The 17,961-nt window shown below is 63.1% G+C and carries 18 protein-coding genes and 1 pseudogene; 8 read left to right on the top strand and 11 right to left on the bottom strand.

The genetic code is table 11. From position 1 onward, the window contains the following. Positions 1-170: 170 nt before the first annotated feature. Genes dut through ubiE form a run of 4 tightly spaced genes read right to left on the bottom strand, consistent with a single transcriptional unit; the run spans position 171 to position 4,456 of the window. Positions 171-629: a dUTP diphosphatase gene (gene dut / locus B5525_RS09205; RefSeq protein ID WP_079565722.1), complete on the bottom strand. Its 459-nt coding sequence runs from the start codon at positions 627-629 to the stop codon at positions 171-173. Next, positions 626-2,068, bottom strand: coding sequence for a bifunctional phosphopantothenoylcysteine decarboxylase/phosphopantothenate--cysteine ligase CoaBC (gene coaBC, locus B5525_RS09200; protein WP_079565721.1), 1,443 nt, complete (start codon positions 2,066-2,068; stop codon positions 626-628). Before coaBC ends, dut begins: the two co-directional genes overlap by 4 nt. 55 nt (positions 2,069-2,123) lie before the next feature. Beyond that, positions 2,124-3,698, bottom strand: a complete 1,575-nt coding sequence (ubiB, locus tag B5525_RS09195; RefSeq protein ID WP_079565720.1) for a 2-polyprenylphenol 6-hydroxylase — start codon at positions 3,696-3,698, stop codon at positions 2,124-2,126. Continuing rightward, a complete protein-coding gene (gene ubiE, locus B5525_RS09190) occupies positions 3,695-4,456 on the bottom strand; it encodes a bifunctional demethylmenaquinone methyltransferase/2-methoxy-6-polyprenyl-1,4-benzoquinol methylase UbiE (RefSeq protein ID WP_079565719.1) in 762 nt (253 codons plus the stop codon). The genes ubiB and ubiE overlap by 4 nt, the downstream gene beginning before the upstream one ends. Before the next feature lie 92 nt (positions 4,457-4,548). On the opposite strand from ubiE, the gene mutM reads away from it, so the two are divergent. Next, a complete protein-coding gene (gene mutM / locus B5525_RS09185; RefSeq protein ID WP_079565718.1) occupies positions 4,549-5,454 on the top strand; it encodes a bifunctional DNA-formamidopyrimidine glycosylase/DNA-(apurinic or apyrimidinic site) lyase in 906 nt (301 codons plus the stop codon). Between the two features lie 52 nt (positions 5,455-5,506). On the opposite strand, the gene B5525_RS43730 is transcribed toward mutM, so the two are convergent. Together B5525_RS43730 and B5525_RS09180 are read right to left on the bottom strand one after the other, a co-directional pair. Next, the gene (locus B5525_RS43730; RefSeq protein ID WP_154073133.1) at positions 5,507-5,656 is read right to left on the bottom strand and encodes a hypothetical protein; all 150 of its coding nucleotides are present in this window, start codon (positions 5,654-5,656) and stop codon (positions 5,507-5,509) included. Beyond that, positions 5,637-5,921, bottom strand: coding sequence for a hypothetical protein (locus B5525_RS09180; RefSeq protein WP_079565717.1), 285 nt, complete (start codon positions 5,919-5,921; stop codon positions 5,637-5,639). Before B5525_RS09180 ends, B5525_RS43730 begins: the two co-directional genes overlap by 20 nt. Before the next feature lie 207 nt (positions 5,922-6,128). On the opposite strand from B5525_RS09180, the gene B5525_RS09175 reads away from it, so the two are divergent. Then, entirely contained in the window at positions 6,129-6,827 is a 699-nt protein-coding gene (locus B5525_RS09175; RefSeq protein WP_079565716.1) for a winged helix-turn-helix transcriptional regulator, read from the top strand. Positions 6,828-6,937: 110 nt separating this feature from the next. Further along, positions 6,938-7,372 carry a GFA family protein gene (locus B5525_RS09170; protein WP_079565715.1) on the top strand — a complete coding sequence of 145 codons (435 nt, stop codon included), beginning with the start codon at positions 6,938-6,940 and terminating at the stop codon, positions 7,370-7,372. Between the two features lie 83 nt (positions 7,373-7,455). Here B5525_RS09170 and B5525_RS09165 read toward each other — a convergent pair. Then, positions 7,456-7,932: pseudogene (locus B5525_RS09165) on the bottom strand (ParA family protein); the annotation flags it as partial. Positions 7,933-8,108: 176 nt separating this feature from the next. On the opposite strand from B5525_RS09165, the gene B5525_RS09160 reads away from it, so the two are divergent. Beyond that, the gene (locus B5525_RS09160) at positions 8,109-10,211 is read left to right on the top strand and encodes a HAMP domain-containing methyl-accepting chemotaxis protein (RefSeq protein WP_079565714.1); all 2,103 of its coding nucleotides are present in this window, start codon (positions 8,109-8,111) and stop codon (positions 10,209-10,211) included. A 66-nt stretch (positions 10,212-10,277) separates the two neighbouring features. On the opposite strand, the gene B5525_RS09155 is transcribed toward B5525_RS09160, so the two are convergent. After that, positions 10,278-11,633, bottom strand: a complete 1,356-nt coding sequence (locus B5525_RS09155; RefSeq protein WP_079565713.1) for a serine protease — start codon at positions 11,631-11,633, stop codon at positions 10,278-10,280. A 135-nt stretch (positions 11,634-11,768) separates the two neighbouring features. Here B5525_RS09155 and B5525_RS09150 point away from each other — a divergent pair, with 135 nt between their 5' ends. Continuing rightward, complete coding sequence (locus tag B5525_RS09150) at positions 11,769-12,569, top strand: HesA/MoeB/ThiF family protein (RefSeq protein ID WP_079565712.1); 801 nt, start codon at positions 11,769-11,771, stop codon at positions 12,567-12,569. A gap of 21 nt (positions 12,570-12,590) precedes the next feature. Here the strand turns inward: B5525_RS09150 and B5525_RS09145 are convergent, their stop codons facing one another. Then, positions 12,591-13,139, bottom strand: coding sequence for a hypothetical protein (locus B5525_RS09145; RefSeq protein WP_079565711.1), 549 nt, complete (start codon positions 13,137-13,139; stop codon positions 12,591-12,593). A 93-nt stretch (positions 13,140-13,232) separates the two neighbouring features. Beyond that, positions 13,233-14,234 carry a 2-hydroxyacid dehydrogenase gene (locus tag B5525_RS09140; protein WP_079565710.1) on the bottom strand — a complete coding sequence of 334 codons (1,002 nt, stop codon included), beginning with the start codon at positions 14,232-14,234 and terminating at the stop codon, positions 13,233-13,235. Between the two features lie 320 nt (positions 14,235-14,554). Here B5525_RS09140 and B5525_RS09135 point away from each other — a divergent pair, with 320 nt between their 5' ends. After that, positions 14,555-15,082, top strand: coding sequence for an SH3 domain-containing protein (locus tag B5525_RS09135; RefSeq protein ID WP_079565709.1), 528 nt, complete (start codon positions 14,555-14,557; stop codon positions 15,080-15,082). 179 nt (positions 15,083-15,261) lie between these two features. Here the strand turns inward: B5525_RS09135 and irrA are convergent, their stop codons facing one another. Beyond that, positions 15,262-15,753 carry an iron response transcriptional regulator IrrA gene (gene irrA / locus B5525_RS09130; protein ID WP_154073803.1) on the bottom strand — a complete coding sequence of 164 codons (492 nt, stop codon included), beginning with the start codon at positions 15,751-15,753 and terminating at the stop codon, positions 15,262-15,264. Between the two features lie 352 nt (positions 15,754-16,105). Here irrA and fabA point away from each other — a divergent pair, with 352 nt between their 5' ends. Together fabA and fabB are read left to right on the top strand one after the other, a co-directional pair. Then, on the top strand, positions 16,106-16,636 hold the full coding sequence (gene fabA, locus B5525_RS09125; protein ID WP_079565708.1) for a 3-hydroxyacyl-[acyl-carrier-protein] dehydratase FabA: 531 nt from the start codon (positions 16,106-16,108) through the stop codon (positions 16,634-16,636). 84 nt (positions 16,637-16,720) lie between these two features. Continuing rightward, entirely contained in the window at positions 16,721-17,944 is a 1,224-nt protein-coding gene (gene fabB / locus B5525_RS09120) for a beta-ketoacyl-ACP synthase I (protein ID WP_079565707.1), read from the top strand. Positions 17,945-17,961: the final 17 nt, after the last annotated feature.

Genomic DNA, 17,961 nt, shown 5'->3' with positions numbered 1-17,961 from the left:
ACAACTTTACGCCCGGCGACCCCCGCCGCGCGCGAATCAAAAGACAATATCCTCTTCGCGAGTCGGCGGGTAAGAGTCCAGATCGTGAACGCGAAACCCCGCGCAGAAAAATGCGGAATTAAACTTGATCGGAGCGATTTTTATGAAATTCGATCCGCTCTTGAGGCGAATTAGCGACCAGTCGAGCCGAAGCCGCCACTGCCGCGATCGGTCGCCGACAGTGAAATTACGGGAACCAGTTCCGCCTGGACCACGGATGCGATTACCATCTGCGCAATGCGTTCGCCGCGACGGATCGTGAATGGCGCGGCGCCATGGTTGATCAGGAGCACGCCGATCTCGCCGCGGTAGTCGGCGTCGATCGTGCCCGGCGAATTCAGCACGGTAACGCCGTGCTTGGCGGCAAGGCCTGAGCGCGGACGGACCTGCGCCTCATAGCCCGGCGGGAGCGCGATCGTCAGCCCGGTCGGCACCAGCGCATACTGTCCGGGCGCCAGCATCATCGGCGCGCCTTCGGGAACCGCGGCCACTAGATCGAGGCCCGCGGCGTGGGCGCTCTGATAGGCCGGCAGCGCCAGGCCCTCGGCATGCGGCAATTGCCTGATATCGATGGTGACGTTGGAGCTCACGAGATTTTTCCGACGGTTGCGGCGATGCGCGCCACCAGGGCGGTAGCGACTTCTTCCTTGGTCATGACCGGCCAGGAGTCGACCTTGATGTCCGCGCCGTCGCGGGTCAAAAGATGCACGGTGTTGCGATCGCCGCCCATCACGCCTGTCGCCGGCGAAACGTCATTGGCGACGATCCAGTCGCACCCCTTGCGGGCGAATTTGGCCTTGGCGTTGTCGATCAGATGTTCGGTCTCGGCAGCGAAGCCGATCACCAGCGGCGGCCGCTTGTCCCTTAGCTTCGAAATCGTCGCCAGGATGTCCGGATTTTCGACGAGCTGCAGCGGCGGCATGCCGGCGGCCGTCTTCTTCAACTTTTGTTCGCCTTCATTGGCCACGCGCCAGTCGGCGACGGCGGCGGCGAAGATCGCGATGTCGGCCGGCAAGGCGGCTTCCACCTGGCGCAGCATGTCGCGCGCCGATTCGACGTGCTTCACGGTGACACCTGGGGGATCGCCGAGATCGACCGGGCCGGAAACGAGGGTGACATCGGCGCCGGCAGCATGCGCCGCCGCGGCAATCGCAAATCCCTGTTTGCCGGAGGAGCGGTTGGCTATGTAGCGCACGGGATCGATCGGCTCATGCGTGGGGCCTGCGGTGATCAGGACACGTTTTCCCGCAAGCGGGCGCGGCCGCGGCGGCCGCAGCAGGCGCTCGGCCGTGGTCGCGATCTCCAACGGCTCCGCCATGCGGCCGACGCCGGCCTCGCCGGCTTCGGCCATTTCGCCGGCATTGGGACCGATCAGGGCGACGCCGTCGCGCTGCAGTTGCGCGACATTGCGGCGGGTGGCGGCATTGTTCCACATCAGCGGGTTCATCGCCGGTGCCAGCAGGATCGGGCCATCGGCCGCGAGCAGGACGGCGCTGGCGAGGTCGTCGGCATGGCCATGTGCGATCTTGGCCATCAAATCCGCGGTCGCCGGCGCCACCACGATCAGATCGCAGTCGCGCGCCAGCCGAATATGGCCGGCATCGAACTCGCTCTCGGGGTCGAACAGATCGGTGTAGGCGCGCTCGTTCGACAGCGCCGAGGCCGAAAGCGGCGTGACGAATTGCTGCGAGGCCTTGGTCAGCACGCAGCGGACCTGAATGTTGCGCTCCTTGAGCCGCCGGATCAGGTCCAGCGCCTTGTAGGCCGCGATACCGCCGCCGATGATCAGGGTGACACGGGGTTGCTTGCCGGCAACGGCAGCACGTGCTGGCAAGCGGAAGGAGGTGTCCGCGGGCGGCGAAGCGGGCTGCGGAGGAGGTGCTGCGGAGAACTCGAAGGGGACGCCCTGCACCATCTCCCGCAATATGACCCGTACTTCCTCCTCCACCGAGCGCCCGTTGCGGGCCGACCGCATCCGCAGATAGGCTTTTATTTCTTCATCGAGTTTACGGACGGTCAGGCTGGCCATGAGCAGTCCCGGCAAGATTTGATAGCAATGCTATCATATGTCGCATGCATTGCAATCATAATTGCCGGACCGCGAACAGGATGGCGATAAAGGTCGCCGCGATGATCCAGAGCGCCAGCGTGCGCCAGCGGCTCTTGCGGCCTTCAGTCCGGCCCATCGCAGCGATCGTCTCCGGCGACAGCGTCAGGCCCTCCCTGGTCATGGTTTCCAGCTGCTCGAGCACGGCGACCGAGCGCGCGGTGATCGCCGGCAGGCCCGAAAGCACGCGGCCGAGCTCGCCCGCGCCGGACATCGCGCCCTGAATGCGCCCGACCGGGCCGAGGTTGCGTTCGATCCATTCGCGCACCACGGGGTCGGCGGTCTTCCAGATGTCGAGTTTCGGATCGAAGCTGCGCGCCACGCCTTCGACCACCACCATGGTCTTCTGCAGCAGGATCAGCTCGGGACGGGTGCGCATGTCGAACAGGCCGGTGACCTCGAGCAGCAGCGTCAGCAGCTTGGCCATCGAGATTTCTTCGGCGGTGCGATTGTGGATCGGCTCGCCGATGGCGCGGATGGCTTGCGCGAAATTCTCCACCGAGTGATGGCCCGGCACATAGCCGGCCTCGAAATGCACTTCGGCGACGCGGCGATAGTCGCGGGTGATGAAGCCCAGCAGAATTTCGGCGAGGAAGCGCCGCTCCTTGATGCCAAGCCGGCCCATGATGCCGAAATCGACCGCGACCAGGCGGCCGGCCTCGTCGAGGAACAGGTTGCCGGGATGCATGTCGGCGTGAAAGAAGCCGTCGCGCAACGCATGGCGCAGAAAACTCTGGATCACCTTGCGGCCGAGGTCGGGCAAATCGACCTGCGATTCCCCGAGCCGTGCGTGATCGCTCAGCGCGATGCCGTCGATCCACTCCATGGTCAGCACGTTATGGGCAGTGCGGTCCCAGTCGACGGTGGGCACGCGGAAATCCGGATCGTCGCGGGTGTTCTCCGCCATCTCCGACAGCGCGGCGGCCTCCAGCCGCAAGTCCATCTCCATCGCCACCGAGCGGGACATGGTGTTGATGACTTCGACCAGCCGCAGCCGCCGCGCCTCCGCCGAATAGGTTTCGGCGCTGTGCGCGACAAAGAAGAAATCGCCGAGGTCGCGGCGGAAGCGCGCGGCGACGTCGGGTCGCAGCACCTTCACCGCCACCGATTTGCGCACGCCGTTCCGTTCGGTTTCGCCGCGATGCACCTGCGCGATCGAGGCGGCGGCCACCGCGGGGCCGAGCCTGACGAACGCCTGCGCCACTGGGCGTTCCAGCGATTGTGCGATCACGGCTTCGGCTTCACTCTGGGAAAACGGCGGCAGCCGGTCCTGCAACGCTTCCAGATCGCGCGCCATCACGACGCCGACCACGTCGGGGCGGGTGGCGAGGAACTGTCCGAGTTTGAGATAGGCCGGTCCGAGCCGGGTCAGCGCGCGCGACAGCCTGGGGCCGGATTTGGCGCCGGGACGCTCGATGATCCGCGCCAGCCGCAGCGCCAATTGCCCGGGCGGCGGCACCAGCGACGGATCGACCACGCCGAACACGCCCTCGCGCGCGAACACGAAACCGGCGCGGGCAAGCCGCGCGATGTGGGTCAGGGCGGAGATCACAAACGCCAGCCCGAATGCAATGCCACGATGCCCCCGGAGAGGCTTTGCCAGCTGACGCGCGAGAAGCCGGCGCCGCGGATAATCTCCGCGAACGCGTTCGGCTTCGGAAATTTTCGGATGGATTCGACAAGATATTGATAGGATTCGGCATCGCCGGTCACGGCGCGGCCGAGCGGCGGTATCACCCTGAACGAGAACAGGTCGTAGATCCGGTCCAGCCCGGGTACGTCGACGGAGGAAAATTCAAGGCACAGGAATCTGCCGCCCGGCCGGAGCACGCGATAGGCCTCGCGAAGCGCGAGATCGATTCTCGGCACATTGCGGATGCCGAATGCGATGGTGTAGCCGTCGAAATGCCGGTCGGGGAAAGCCAGCGCCTCGGCATTGCCTTCCACAAATGACACGCGGTCGTCGAGATGGCGTGCCGCCGCACGCTGGCGGCCGACATCGAGCATGTCGAAATTGATGTCGCAGACGGTGGCGCGGAATCCCGAACCCGACGCCTTGGCGGCGCGGAACGCGACGTCGCCGGTACCGCCGGCGACGTCGAGCAGCGCGAACGGTGTACCGGCGCGCGGCGGATTGAGCGCGTTGATCATGATGTCCTTCCAGACCCGGTGCAGGCCCATCGACATCAGATCGTTCATCAGGTCGTAGCGGGACGCCACGCTATGGAAGACGTCGTTCACCAGCGTCTGCTTTTCGCCCAGGGGCACGTCCCTGAAGCCGAAATGCGTGGTTTGGTCCGGCCGATCCATGTCTTTACGCCCTTAAACTGATAGCGGCCGGACCATAGCGCGGCCGCCGCAATGTCGCTATCACGTCGGTATCACAAGGTGAACGCCGATCCATGCCCGAATTACCCGAAGTCGAGACCGTCCGCCGCGGCCTGCAGCCGGTCATGGAGGGGTTTCGGATTGTGAAAATGGAAGTCAGGCGCAAAGATCTGCGTTTTCCGTTCCAGCGGGATTTTGTGGCGCGGCTTGCGGGCCAGACCGTGACCGGCCTCGGCCGCCGGGCCAAGTACCTTCTGGCCGACCTTGCCTCGGGCGACGTGCTCCTGATGCATCTGGGCATGTCGGGCTCGTTCCGCGTCGTCAAGGACGATGACGCCAGCGCGCCGGGCCAATTCCATCACGCGCGGGCCAAGGATGGCGCACACGACCATGTGGTCTTTCACATGTCATCGGGCGCTTCGGTCGTCTTCAACGATCCGCGCCGTTTCGGCTATATGAGGGTCATCGCCCGCAACGCGATCGACGAGGAGCCGCTATTGAGCGGTCTCGGGCCCGAGCCGCTCGGCAACGAATTCGACGCCGCCATGCTGGCGCGTTCCTGCGCCAACAGGAAGACCAGCCTGAAGGCGGCGTTGCTCGACCAGCGCGTGGTTGCAGGCCTCGGCAACATCTATGTCTGCGAGGCGCTGTTTCGCGCGCATTTGTCGCCGCGGCGGCTCGCCGCGACGCTGGCGACCAAAGCCGGACAACGCAAGGGCGTAGCCGGGGGTGAGCCCACCGATCATGCGAAGCGGCTTGTCACGGCAATCCACGCGGTGCTGAACCAGGCGATCAAGGCCGGCGGCTCGTCGCTGCGGGATCATCGCCAGACTTCCGGCGAACTCGGTTATTTCCAGCATTCGTTCCAGGTCTACGACCGCGAAGGGGAAAAATGCCAGACCGCCGGCTGCAGCGGCATCGTCAAGCGGTTTACCCAAAACGGCCGCTCGACCTTCTGGTGCCCGAAATGCCAGAAGTGATTCGCGGCGCCCAGCCGGGTTCGGTCCGGCTGGAAACGTTGTTCGGACACGCTCACAATATCTGGACGCAGCTGTAAAGGCTGTAAGCCGACAGTGTCAGCGCCAGCAGAAAGCCGCAGAGAAAGCCGATCGTGCCAAGCAGCACCGTCGTTGCGGCAAGCGACCGTCCGGGCGCGGAGGAATTATTGTTCAAGATCGTCATGGATTTCCTTCCAATGGTCAAAACAGCCAAACGATTCGATCCAGCGGCACGCGCGTTTATTCCCGAAAAAGAGCGGCCGGCTTTTAATGGCGCAAAGTGGATAGATCAGCGATCGCATTGCGGAGAGCGTGGTGCTGAAGTTCGCGCTGCGCGACAGCGTTGCGGCGAACGCAGGCGAAAGGCTGAGGCCGAGGAATATGAGCACGCAAAGGCACGCGACAGCGGCCAGCGCGACGACGATTTGATCGGAAAAATAGGGCTTCATGGGCGGTCCTGGCTGTCGAAATTTTCAAAGTCTGAGTTCGGGCACGGTGGCTTGTTGTCGCCGGCCGCGCCCGTCGCCCAGCCAGATACGGGGTCGCCGGCGAGGCGGCCAGTTCAGGATCTGAATCCGGCCCGATACAGAAAATGAACTAGCGAACAGCACCTCCCGGCCATAGCTTTTCCCGCGAAACCTGGTGCGGAGGAAAACATGACCACAGGCAGCTACCAGCAATTCTGTCCGGTCGCGATGGCGGCGGAGATATTGTGCACGCGCTGGACCATCGTCGTGCTGCGCGAGATGTTTGCCGGCTCGACGCGCTTCAACGAGCTTCGCCGCGGTGTTCCGCGGATGTCGCCGGCGCTGCTGTCGCAGCGTCTGAAGGAGCTCGAGACGGCCGGCATCGTCGCGCGCGCGGCGTCAAACGCCGATGCCGCCGTGTCTGAATATCGATTGACGGAATCGGGACGCGAGCTCGGCCCGCTCGTGGAGGCCTTCGGGATCTGGGGCCAGCGACGGATCGAATCGAAGCTGTCGCTTCAGCATCTCGATGTCGACCTTCTGATGTGGGACATGCGGCGAAACCTGAACACCACGCCGATGCCGCCGCGGCGCAGCGTCGTGGAGATCGTCTATCCTGATTTGCCGCCGACGCAGCGGCGCTGGTGGCTGATCGTCGATCCCGGCACCGGCGTCGACCTCTGCAAGATCGATCCTGGCTTTGATGTTGACCTCTACGTATCGACAGACCTGCGGACCATGACGGCGATCTGGCTCGGCCTCGATAGCGTGCGCGCCGCTGTCGCGAACCGTCGGATGGTGCTGACGGGAAGCCCTAAGCTCGCATCCTCGATGCAAACCTGGCTCGGTCTCAGCCCCTTTGCGAAGGAGCGCAAGCTCGCGAGCTAGCGATCGGCATCGGACCTCGATCAATGCCGCAGTACAGTTCATGAACTAGACCCCGATCACCGGGCCCTGATTAGGTGACAAGGTTTCTACATTCACGAAAGGAGAAAATCATGAGTCATATCGGAAGCTGCTTTTGCGGCGCAGTCAAAATCGAAGTCAGCGGGTCGCCGGAGGCCATGGGCTATTGTCACTGCAATTCCTGCCGTTCCTGGTCGGGAGCGCCGGTCAATGCCTTCAGTCTCTGGAAGGCGGACGCGGTGCAGATCAAAGCGGGAGCCGAGCACGTCGCGACGTTCCAGAAGACGTCGTTCAGCCAACGCAAATATTGTAAGCTCTGTGGCGGGCACCTGATGGCGGGGCATCAACCCGTCGGACTGGTCGACGTGTTTGCCGCGACCATCCCGACGCTGAAATTTGTCCCCGCCGTCCACGTCAACTACGCCGAGACGGTGTTGCCGATGAAGGACGGATTGCCGAAGATGAAGGATTTTCCGGCCGAATTGGGCGGCTCTGGCGTGCTACTGCCTGAAATGCCGGCCGCCTGATCAGCTGCATACGACGCGCTCCCGCTTCACCGGCTGAAGGGGGCGCGCTGGCGGCGTCATCGCGTTGATAGCGACAAGCCGCTTCAGGAAACGGTCGCAACCGTTCTCGCCGGGATCCGCAAGAACATCGCGGACGTGAAGTCCGGCGACACCGCGAGGTCGCCGATGATGGGCTGCTCGTCGGCAATCACTCCGGGATTCAGCCGGGTCCCGACCCATTGCCAGAGGCTGCGGATTTCCTCCGCCGATTTGCCGGCGGGCACATATTCGCTCACCGCCAGTCCAGCACTCAGCGCATCCTGGTGATCGTTGCGCATGACGATGAAAGGTTCCGCCAGAACGTCCGACAGGTCGAGTGCCGCTTCATCGCCGAGTGAGGTCGCCGCATTGCCGATGCGCTGGCCGCGGATCGGGGTCTGGTTGAGCACGAAGGCAAACGGCTTCCTCCAGGCGCGGACGGTCTCCAGCGTCGAGACGGTGGCTTCGATATCGGCGACGCTCGGGCGTGCCGGGATCAGACAAAAATCACTGTGGCGAATGGCGGCCGTGGTCGCGGCGCTCGTCGATCAAAGGCAGCGTGCGATGCGAGACGTCGCTTCCCTCGCCTAAGAAGATCGCTTTTGCGCCGAAAACTTGCGCAAGCCTCCGTACTACTACGGCGACCCGTTGTTTCATTCTTTAGGGTTAACGCACAGCCTATCTCGGAACTGCTTGCAGTTGGGGGGATGAATTCATCATGGCTCTTTTGCAATTGAACATCCGTGGGCGATTGATCGCGGGCTTTAGTGTGCTTTGCGTGTTGCTGGCCGGTGTGGTGGGCACCACCATCATCAAGGTCCGCGCGGTCAACGAATCGACCGACCGGACAGTCAATCTGCGGGTTCCGACCGCCATGACCGCGAGCGATCTGGTGTCCGGGGTGTACGCGTCGCTCGCGTCGTTGCGCGGCTGGCTGATCACCGGCAACGAGGTATTCAAGGCCGAACGCGCGGTGCTCTGGAAGGACATCCAGGCGCGCGGCTCCGAGATGGACCGGCTCTCAAGCCAATGGACGGTCGAGCAGAACAGGCTGGACTGGAGGCAGGCCAAGCCGCTGCTCGACGAATTGCGCAACGCGCAGGACAAGGCCGAGGCCATTGCCCACACCATCGATGAGCAGCCCGCCGCCAAGATGCTGGCGACCGAAGCCGCACCTCTCGCCAAGCTCATGCTGCAGAAGGCGACTTCGATCATCGACGAGGAGGGCAGCATCGCTTCGACCGATGCGCGCAAGAGCCTGTTGATCGGGTTTGCCGACATGCGGGGTAGCATGGCGATGGCGATCGGCGCGATCCGCGGCTATCTTTTGACCGCCGATGTGAATTTCAAAAACGAGTTCGAGGAGCTCTGGGCGCTCAATCAGAAGAAATTCGACGCGCTGTCGAAGCGGCGGTCGGAAATGACGGGTGATCAGCAGGCAGCCTTCGACTCCCTCGTTGCGGCGCGCGCCAAATTCGCGCCGTTGCCGCAAAAAATGTTCGAGATCCGGGCCTCGGACCGCTGGAACATGGCGCAATGGTTCCTGACCAACGAAGCTGCGCCCCGCGCCAACAAGCTGCTGGACATCTTCGCAGGCGCGAAAAATGACGCGGGTTCACGTTCGGGCGGGATGGTCTCGCGGCAACAAGACAGCCTGAAGAGAGACGGCGCCGCGGTTCTTTCGGAAACCGGTTTCCTGATGACCCTGCTCTGGGTGCTGATGGGTGTCGGTATCGGCGTCGCGGCCACGGTCGTGTACCTGACCAATCGCTCGATCGTGCCGCCGATTCTGAGCATGGTGGCAGCCATGGGGCGGCTTGCCGGCGGCGATCACGCCGTGCAGATTCCCGCGACCGACAAGAAGGACGAAATCGGCCTGATGGCCAGGGCGGTCCTGATCTTCAAGGAGAACATGATCAAGGCCAAAGAGCTTGCCGCCAAGGAAGCCGAAGCCATCAGTGCTCGTGTGGCGCGTGCGGCGCGGGTGAACGAACTGACCCAGGCGTTCGACGCGGATATTTCGACCGTGCTGCGGTTGGTGGCGTCGGCCTCGACCGAACTGCAAGCCACGGCATCGTCGATGACGGCCACGGCCGAGGAAACCAGCAATCAGGCCACCGCGGTCGCGGCAGCGACCGAAGAGGCTTCAACGAACGTGCAGACCGTCGCGGCTGCGTCGGAGGAACTGGCGAGTTCGGTCAACGAAATCAGCCGACAAGTGGCGCAGTCGGCGGCGATCGCACAGAAGGCCGTGTCGGAGGCCGATCGTACCAACACCACGGTGCAGGGGCTGTTCAAGGACGCAGCCAGCATCGGCGACGTGGTCAAGCTGATCAGCGAAATCGCCGGCCAGACCAACCTGCTCGCGCTCAATGCCACGATCGAGGCGGCGCGCGCCGGCGAAGCGGGCAGGGGATTCGCCGTGGTGGCGGCAGAGGTCAAGAGCCTTGCCGAGCAGACCGCCAAGGCCACGGATCAGATCAGTGCGCAGGTCTCGTCGATCCAGAATTCATCGAGCGAGGCGGTCAGCGCGATCAAGGGGATTTCGACGACGATCAATGAAATGAACGAGATTGCCTCCGCCATCGCCAGCGCCGTCGAAGAACAGGGGTCGGCAACCCAGGAGATCGCCCGCAACGTGCAGCAGGCGGCGCTCGGGACGGGAGAGATTTCGTCGAACGTTTCCGGCGTCCAGCAGGCCGCCGGCGATACCGGCGCCGCCGCCCATCAGGTGCTGCAGGCGTCGAGCGAGCTGTCGCGGCAGTCCGAGACCATGCGGGGTCATGTCGAAACCTTCCTGAGCGGCATCAAGGCAGCGTGATCTCAGACAGAAAAACCTCTCCGCGGCTGATGTGCGGAGAGGTCACCCTCCCCGAGCGTCGGCCGCCTACTTCCTCACGCAGATCACACGCACCACTGCCGTCTTGGCGTCCGAAGATCCGCTCGTCGCATTGACGCCGTTGGCTTTGAGAAATTTCCGCACGCTATCCGCCGGCACGAGCACCGCTTGGGCTGTGGGCGTGGCGGCCGCCGGTCCGGCAACGACCGCCGGCTTCAATAGCGCGAGGCCGGCGAATTTGCCGTCGGCATCGAGCGCGGCCGCCCCGGAAAAGCCGAGCGCCGGTGGCGGCGAGAGCGCGGCATCGCCACCGCCGACCAGCGCCGCCTGAGCCTTGACGCTGCTTGCCGCCGCAGCGCCGCCCTGGTTTTGCGGATCGACGATGCCGGTGAGTTCGACGGCGGCTTTCGCGGCGCCATTGCCGAGCGCCAGCGGCTTCAAGCCGCGCGCGCCGTAGATGCGCAGCAGCGCAAGACCGTGATCCCTGTCTTCGGCGACGCGGTCGGCATTGCCGAAGCCGCCGATCGCGATCGCGAGGCAGCCATCGGTGATCTCGCGGTCGGTCAGAATCGCGCCGTCCTCGCTGACGATCACGCCGGTGCCGTATTCGACGGTCTTGCGCGGCGGCGGGCCGGTGCCGGACGGAAACGGATTGAAGGCGCTCGACATCGCGATCACCGCCGGCTCCACGGTGCCTTCGGTGGCCTGATCGTAGAGGATGGTCAGGATACGAACCTCGTCGCCCTTGAAGGTGCCGCGCACGTAGAATTTCTTCAGGCCCTGCATGCCCGACAGCACGAAGAAATCCGGCTTGACCACGCTGTAGTCGACCTTGCGGCCGGCGGGTTCCTTTTTTTCCTGCTCGGCGAGCTTTGCCGTGGTCGGGTCGGCCTGCTTGCGCCGCGCCAGCTGTATCTGGATGGTGCCGGTGGAAGAACTCCATTTGGCGCCGTTGGCGTCGCTCGATTGCTGCGGCACCAGCTTTGTGGGCACCCCAAGCCGCGCGCCGGTGCCGGCATCGGTGATGATCTTCCAGCCGACATTCTCCTGCCGCCGTCGCGCGGTCTCGGCCAGCGCGCTGCGCTCCTGGGGATTGAGCACGCCAGTCTGCTTGCCGCCGCGGTCCTTCTGGAACTCCTTGATGGCGGCGACCATGCGCTCGCTGACTTCGCCGGTGATGGCACCATTGTACTGGCCGACCCAGGCGAGATCCGACTGGATCGCCAGCCGGTCGGCCTGCGCCATCGCGTTGGCGGTATCGGCTGGGGTCTGCAGCGCCGGGCGGATCGGTACGGTGGTAACCGTCTTCGGCTTGGTGCCGACGGTGGACGGCGCCGTCATCTGTGCATTGGCGGGAGCCGCCGCGGCCATGAACATCAATGTTGCCGTCAGCATCGATCTCATGGGAATCTCGGGGTCATTGACGTACCGGCCAATTAAGCACATCTGCTTAGTCGGTCACAACGGGCGGCGGGTTCAGCCAATCGTGGCTCGAAATGACGACGAAAGCGCAGGGCAACCGCAGGATATGATTCGACCATGCTGAGTGCCGACGAACTCGAACGCTACGCCCGCCACATCGTGCTGCGCGAGGTCGGCGGCCCCGGCCAGGCGGCGTTGAAGGAGGCGTCCGTGCTGGTGATCGGCGCCGGCGGCCTCGGCGCGCCCGCGCTGATGTATCTTGCCGCCGCCGGCGTCGGCGCGCTCGGCGTGGTCGATGACGACATCGTGTCGCTGTCCAATCTGCAGCGCCAGATCATCCACACCACGCCGGATATCGGCCGGCGCAAGGTCGATACCGCGGCCGAGCGGATTTATGCGCTCAATCCCCATGTCCAGTTTGCGGCGCACGCCACAAGGCTGGGTGTCGACAATGCGATGACGCTGATCGGCAGCTACGATCTGGTGCTCGATGGGTCCGACAATTTCGAAACCCGTTATCTGGTGTCGGACGCGTGCTTCCTCGCCGGCAAGCCGCTGATCACGGCGGCGCTCGGCCAGTTCGACGGATCGCTGACCACGATCCGCGCACATGAGAGGAACGCGAGCGGCGAATTCAACCCGACCTATCGCTGCCTGTTTCCCGAACCGCCGCCGCCCGGCACGGTCCCGGCCTGCGCCGAGGCCGGCGTGATGGGCGCGCTCGCCGGCGTGTTGGGATCGATGATGGCGCTGGAGGCGATCCGCGAAATCGTCGGCTTCGGCGAGGGGCTGGTCGGGCGGTTGTTGATGGTCGACGCCCGCGCCATGCGGTTCGAAACGCTGCGCTATGCGCGCGATCCCTTGAATCCACTCAACGGCGACGCGCTTGTGATCACCGATCTCAGCGCGCACCGCTGACGAAGTAAAGGCCCTAAGCCATCATTTCGTAGGAATTGTATCCGTACGAACGAATACCGAAACGTGGGTCTTTCCCGTTCCGGCAGCATTCATCGAACAGTAAAGGAAAGTGCGATCGTCGATCCTCACGCGATGGCCATCAAGTAGTCTAACGATCTTGCCTCGCCAGAGCCTAAATGCGCCTAGATCTTCCCTCGGATTGCTTTTTTCGCGATAAGGTCCCTTGGCGTGTAGCCAGTCGCCGCATCGGCTGTATGCTGCTTTTAGTTCATCAAGTGTAAGAACGTCGACGTCACGACGATCTTCAATGTTCGTCTGAGTAGCGTGAACAGGAGTCATATAGAAATCTGGATTGTATTTTGAAATTATTTGCTCAAGGTTCCGGATGCGCCATTCTTTCACTTTCTTGCCAATCAAGTGAGTGTGTGCTGCTTGGCAGGCCATCACGATTAACTCGAATACCTTCCGAAAATTCAGAGCCAAGGACTCCAAGTTTGTCTTGTCTGTCAAATCTATCGGTACGCCCAATAGAAAATCAATTGTGCTGACGCGGGACTTAATCTCGTCCATGCATTCAGCGTAACCCAAATGGGCGAGGCCGGTTTTGGTTTATTCATTCGCGCAGAAACTCCCGCAGGATCGTTTCAGGCACGGAGAAGGCCATCACAGCATGCTCGGCAGCACGCGGTCCGGCGGCTTGTGATTGTCGAGGAAGGTGCGGATGTTGATGATCACCTTCTCGCCCATCTCGACCCGGCCTTCGATCGTCGCCGAGCCCATATGCGGCAGCAGCGTTACCTTGCCGGCCTTCGCCAGCCGCACCAGTTTCGGATTGACCGCGGGTTCGTTCTCGTAGACGTCCAGGCCGGCGCCGGCGACGTCGCCGGCTTCGATCAATTTGACCAGCGTGTCTTCGTCGATCACCTCGCCGCGCGCGGTGTTGACGATATAGGCGTCCTTGCGGATCAGTTTCAGGCGCCGCGCCGACAACAGATGAAACGTCGCAGGCGTGTGCGGACAATTCACCGAGATGATGTCCATCCGCGCCAGCATCTGGTCGAGGCTCTCCCAGTAGGTCGCGCCCAGTTCGTCGGCGATGCGCGGCGCCACCGGACGGCGGTTGTGGTAATGAATCTGCAGGCCGAATGCCCGCGCCCGGCGCGCCAGGGCCTGGCCGATGCGGCCCATGCCGATGATGCCGAGGCGTTTTCCGCCGATGCGGTGGCCGAGCATCCAGGTCGGCGACCAGCCCGGCCAGTCCCTGCCCTCGGTGAAAATGGAAGCGCCTTCGACCAGCCGGCGCGGCACCGCCAGAATCAGTGCCATCGTCATGTCGGCGGTATCTTCGGTCAGAACCTTCGGCGTGTTGGTGACGGTGATGCCGCGCGCATGGGCCGCCGTCACATCGATATTATCGACGCCGTTGCCGAAATTGGCGATCAGCTTCAGCTTGCAGTCCGGCTGCTTGAGCACTTCTTCAGTGATCTCGTCGGTGACGGTCGGCACCAGCACGTCGGCTGAGCGGACCGCGTCGGCTATTTGTTCCGGCGTCAGCGGCGTATCGTCGAGATTGAGGCGGGCGTCGAACAGCTCGCGCATGCGGGTCTCGATCGAGTCCGGCAGCTTGCGCGTGACGACAACGAGAGGCTTTTTCTTAACCGACATGTTCAGCTCTCGTAAGGTCGTTCAGACCTCATTAACCCGGTTGTTCGACACTGCGTTTACCGTGCAGTCCCGGCGTTTGCTCAGGGTTTTCGCGGGTTCCCCGATCCTTCCCTTTTGGCTTTCCGAGAGGGGGCTTCGGGCTCGTCTTGTTTCCCACTTCTGCCCTCTCTAGCAGAAGGCCGGGCCAAGACAAGAACCCCGGTAAAAACCCAAGGAATCGCAATCCGAGGGCCGGTCCGGGCGGGTACAGGGGGATTTGGGCGTTGATGGGTGTTTCAGCTCGACAGAATTGAGTTGGATTCCCGGCGGGAGACGAGTGGATGGGGTTGCGTCGTTTTTGTTCTGTGGTGGTGTTTGCGGGGGGTGTGCTGGGCGGGTCGGTCAGCCCGGGATTCTCGGCAAAGGATACGGCCGTCACGTCCAGCGGTCTGCCCGTGCCGCGCTATGTCAGCCTCAAATCCGATCATGTGAACGTCAGGGCCGGTCCGACCAAGGACAACGACGTCGCCTGGGTTTACACCCGCTCCGGCCTGCCGGTCGAGATTACCGCCGAATTCGAGAACTGGCGCCGGGTCCGCGATTCCGAAGGCGCCGAAGGCTGGGTCTATCACTCGCTGCTGTCCGGCCGCCGCACCGCCGTGATCACCATGAAGAACAAGGATGATCTCGCGCCGATCTACGATCGCGCCGATCCGGCAAGCCCCGTCGCCGCGCGCCTGCAGGCCGGCGTCGTGGCCACGGTCAAGCACTGCGCGGCCGGCTGGTGCCACATCGGCGGCAGCAGCTTCGACGGCTGGATCGAACAGCAGCGGCTGTGGGGCGTCTATGCCGATGAGAAGGTGGATTGAGCCCGGCCAAAAGCTTGAGAATGACAATTACTTGTCATTGCCGGGCATAGTAGTTTGCCTTGCGCAGACTACGTAAACTTGCCTGTGCCCCGGCAATCCATTCACTCTCGACAAACCATGTCATGAAAATTGATGGATACGCGGGTCAAGTCCGCGTATGACGAGTTGTCTCGGCAGCCTCAGCGCTTCTTGCGCAGCCGCACGATCATGTCGACCCGGGCGATCTCGTAGCCTTCGGGCACTTCCGGCATCTTCTGCAGCATCAGATGCGGATCCGGAATGTCGACCAGTTCGTGGTTGTTTTCGAGATAGAAATGATGATGCGCCGACACGTTGGTGTCGAAATAGGTCTTGGTGCCGTCGACGCTGACCTGGCGCAACAAGCCCGCATCGGTCAGCTGGTTGAGGGTGTTGTAGACGGTGGCAAGCGAGACCGGAACCTTGGCCAGCGTTGCTTCCTCGTAAAGCATTTCCGCGGTGAGGTGGCGCGCACCCTTGCCGAACAGCAGCCAGCCCAAGGCCATGCGCTGGCGGGTCGGACGCAGGCCCGCTGTCTGCAGCATTTCATTGACGTCGTGCCAGGGGCAACCGGTCAGGGCCGGCTGCCGTCCCGCCTCTCGGCCTGCGGGGCTGACGGTGTCATCATTCAAAATCGAGGCGTCGTAGCTTATTTCCACGTCGGGCACCGCGCTCACTAATTCAGCACTCTGACTGGCGAATATAGGAAGGAACACTATCAGATGCAAGTTTTTCGCAACTAGAACCGGTCCAAGGTCTGGGGAACCATGGCCTTACGCGGCGATTTGCCCCGCCGTGGTGCTTTGCCGCTCGCGGGGCCTATGATAGAGAGCGCCCGGACCTAGGCGTTGCGATTTCGGCAAAGGCAAGCGCCGGTTGCCGCAGGGTATCCTGACCTGTGGTATTCGCGCCGATTTCCGATAATTGGCGCGCTTTCCACGCAAAACACAGGCCCATTTCGCTGGATAACGCCCCATCGCGGGGTTTGAACAGAGGCTAGGCACTATGCTGGATCGGCGCGGCGGCTACGAATATGAGGATTTGCTGGCGTGCGGCCGGGGCGAGATGTTTGGCCCGGGCAATGCCCAATTACCGTTGCCCCCCATGCTGATGTTCGACCGCATCAGCGAGATCAGCGAGACCGGCGGGGAATACGGCAAGGGCGTGATTCGCGCCGAGCTCGATGTGAAGCCGGATCTCTGGTTCTTTGGCTGCCATTTCAAGAACGACCCCGTGATGCCCGGCTGCCTCGGCCTCGATGCGATGTGGCAGATGGTCGGCTTCTTTCTCGGCTGGACCGGCGGCGCGGGCCGCGGCCGCGCGCTGGGCCTCGGCGAATTGAAATTTTCCGGTCAGGTGCTGCCGAACGTCCGCAAGGTTGTGTACAACATCGACATCAAACGGGTGATGCGTTCAAAGCTGGTATTGGGCATCGCCGACGGGTGGCTTTCTACCGACGGCGTAATTATCTATCGCGCGAGGGATTTGAAGGTCGGGTTGTTCAAGCAGGACGCCCCATTGCAGCCGGGGACATAGGATGCGTGCTCCGGCCGCCGCGGCGGCTTTCGGTTTGACCACGGGCATCATCACTTCAGAAGACAACGACAGGGCGAGGCGATCATGAGGCGGGTTGTCATCACGGGGATGGGCATTGTCTCGTCCATCGGAAACAACACCCAGGAAGTGCTTGCGAGCCTCCATGAGGCGAAGTCCGGAATCACGCGCGCGGACAAATATGCCGAGCTCGGTTTCCGTTCCCAGGTGCAGGGTGCTCCGACGCTCGATCCGACCGGCCTGATCGACCGCCGTGCGATGCGCTTCCTCGGCGAAGGCGCCGCCTGGAATCACGTTGCGATGGAGCAGGCGATCCAGGATTCCGGTCTCGAGCCTTCGGACGTCTCCAATATCCGCACCGGCATCATCATGGGCTCCGGCGGACCGTCGGCGCGCACCATCGTGGAAGCCGCCGATACCACCCGTACTAAAGGGCCGAAGCGGGTCGGCCCGTTCGCGGTGCCGAAAGCGATGTCGTCGACGGCGTCGGCGACGCTCGCGACCTGGTTCAAGATCAAGGGTGTGAACTATTCGATCTCTTCAGCCTGCGCGACGTCCAACCATTGCATCGGCAATGCCTACGAAACCATCCAGATCGGCAAGCAGGATATTGTTTTCGCGGGCGGCTGCGAGGAACTCGACTGGTCGCTGTCGGTGCTGTTCGACGCGATGGGCGCGATGTCCTCGAAATATAACGATACGCCCGCCACCGCTTCGCGGCCTTACGACGTCAGCCGCGACGGTTTTGTCATCGCCGGCGGCGCCGGCGTGGTGGTTTTGGAAGAGCTCGAACACGCCAAGGCGCGCGGCGCCAAGATCTACGGCGAGATCATCGGCTACGGCGCCACCTCCGACGGCTACGACATGGTCGCACCTTCGGGCGAGGGTGCCGAGCGCTGCATGAAGATGGCGATGGCGACGGTGAATACCAGGATCGACTATATCAATCCGCACGCGACCTCGACGCCCGCCGGCGATCCGCCGGAAATCGAGGCGATCCGCAAGGTATTCGGGACTGGCGACAAGTGCCCGCCGATTTCCGCCACCAAGGCGCTGACCGGCCATTCGCTCGGCGCCACCGGCGTGCAGGAGGCGATCTATTCGCTGCTGATGATGCAGAACGGCTTCATCTGCGAAAGCGCCAATATCACCGAGCTCGACCCGGTATTCGCCGACATGCCGATCGTGCGCAAACGCATCGACAACGCAAAGCTCGGGACCGTGCTTTCGAATTCCTTCGGCTTCGGCGGCACCAACGCCACGCTGGTGTTCAAGCGGATGGATGCCTAAAATTTCGCGATGGTGAT

Source organism: Bradyrhizobium erythrophlei (assembly GCF_900129505.1).
In the GTDB taxonomy this organism is placed as follows: domain Bacteria; phylum Pseudomonadota; class Alphaproteobacteria; order Rhizobiales; family Xanthobacteraceae; genus Bradyrhizobium; species Bradyrhizobium erythrophlei_D.
This window is presented reverse-complemented; position numbering and strand designations above follow the sequence as displayed.

Coding starts and splice junctions, on each gene's coding strand:
- coaBC (WP_079565721.1), bottom strand. CDS start 2,068: ATGGCCAGCCTGACCGTCCGTAAACTCGATGAAGAAATAAAAGCCTAT.
- ubiE (WP_079565719.1), bottom strand. CDS start 4,456: ATGGATCGGCCGGACCAAACCACGCATTTCGGCTTCAGGGACGTGCCC.
- mutM (WP_079565718.1), top strand. CDS start 4,549: ATGCCCGAATTACCCGAAGTCGAGACCGTCCGCCGCGGCCTGCAGCCG.
- B5525_RS43730 (WP_154073133.1), bottom strand. CDS start 5,656: ATGACGATCTTGAACAATAATTCCTCCGCGCCCGGACGGTCGCTTGCC.
- B5525_RS09180 (WP_079565717.1), bottom strand. CDS start 5,921: ATGAAGCCCTATTTTTCCGATCAAATCGTCGTCGCGCTGGCCGCTGTC.
- B5525_RS09175 (WP_079565716.1), top strand. CDS start 6,129: ATGACCACAGGCAGCTACCAGCAATTCTGTCCGGTCGCGATGGCGGCG.
- B5525_RS09170 (WP_079565715.1), top strand. CDS start 6,938: ATGAGTCATATCGGAAGCTGCTTTTGCGGCGCAGTCAAAATCGAAGTC.
- B5525_RS09160 (WP_079565714.1), top strand. CDS start 8,109: ATGGCTCTTTTGCAATTGAACATCCGTGGGCGATTGATCGCGGGCTTT.
- B5525_RS09155 (WP_079565713.1), bottom strand. CDS start 11,633: ATGAGATCGATGCTGACGGCAACATTGATGTTCATGGCCGCGGCGGCT.
- B5525_RS09150 (WP_079565712.1), top strand. CDS start 11,769: ATGCTGAGTGCCGACGAACTCGAACGCTACGCCCGCCACATCGTGCTG.
- B5525_RS09145 (WP_079565711.1), bottom strand. CDS start 13,139: ATGGACGAGATTAAGTCCCGCGTCAGCACAATTGATTTTCTATTGGGC.
- B5525_RS09140 (WP_079565710.1), bottom strand. CDS start 14,234: ATGTCGGTTAAGAAAAAGCCTCTCGTTGTCGTCACGCGCAAGCTGCCG.
- B5525_RS09135 (WP_079565709.1), top strand. CDS start 14,555: ATGGGGTTGCGTCGTTTTTGTTCTGTGGTGGTGTTTGCGGGGGGTGTG.
- fabA (WP_079565708.1), top strand. CDS start 16,106: ATGCTGGATCGGCGCGGCGGCTACGAATATGAGGATTTGCTGGCGTGC.
- fabB (WP_079565707.1), top strand. CDS start 16,721: ATGAGGCGGGTTGTCATCACGGGGATGGGCATTGTCTCGTCCATCGGA.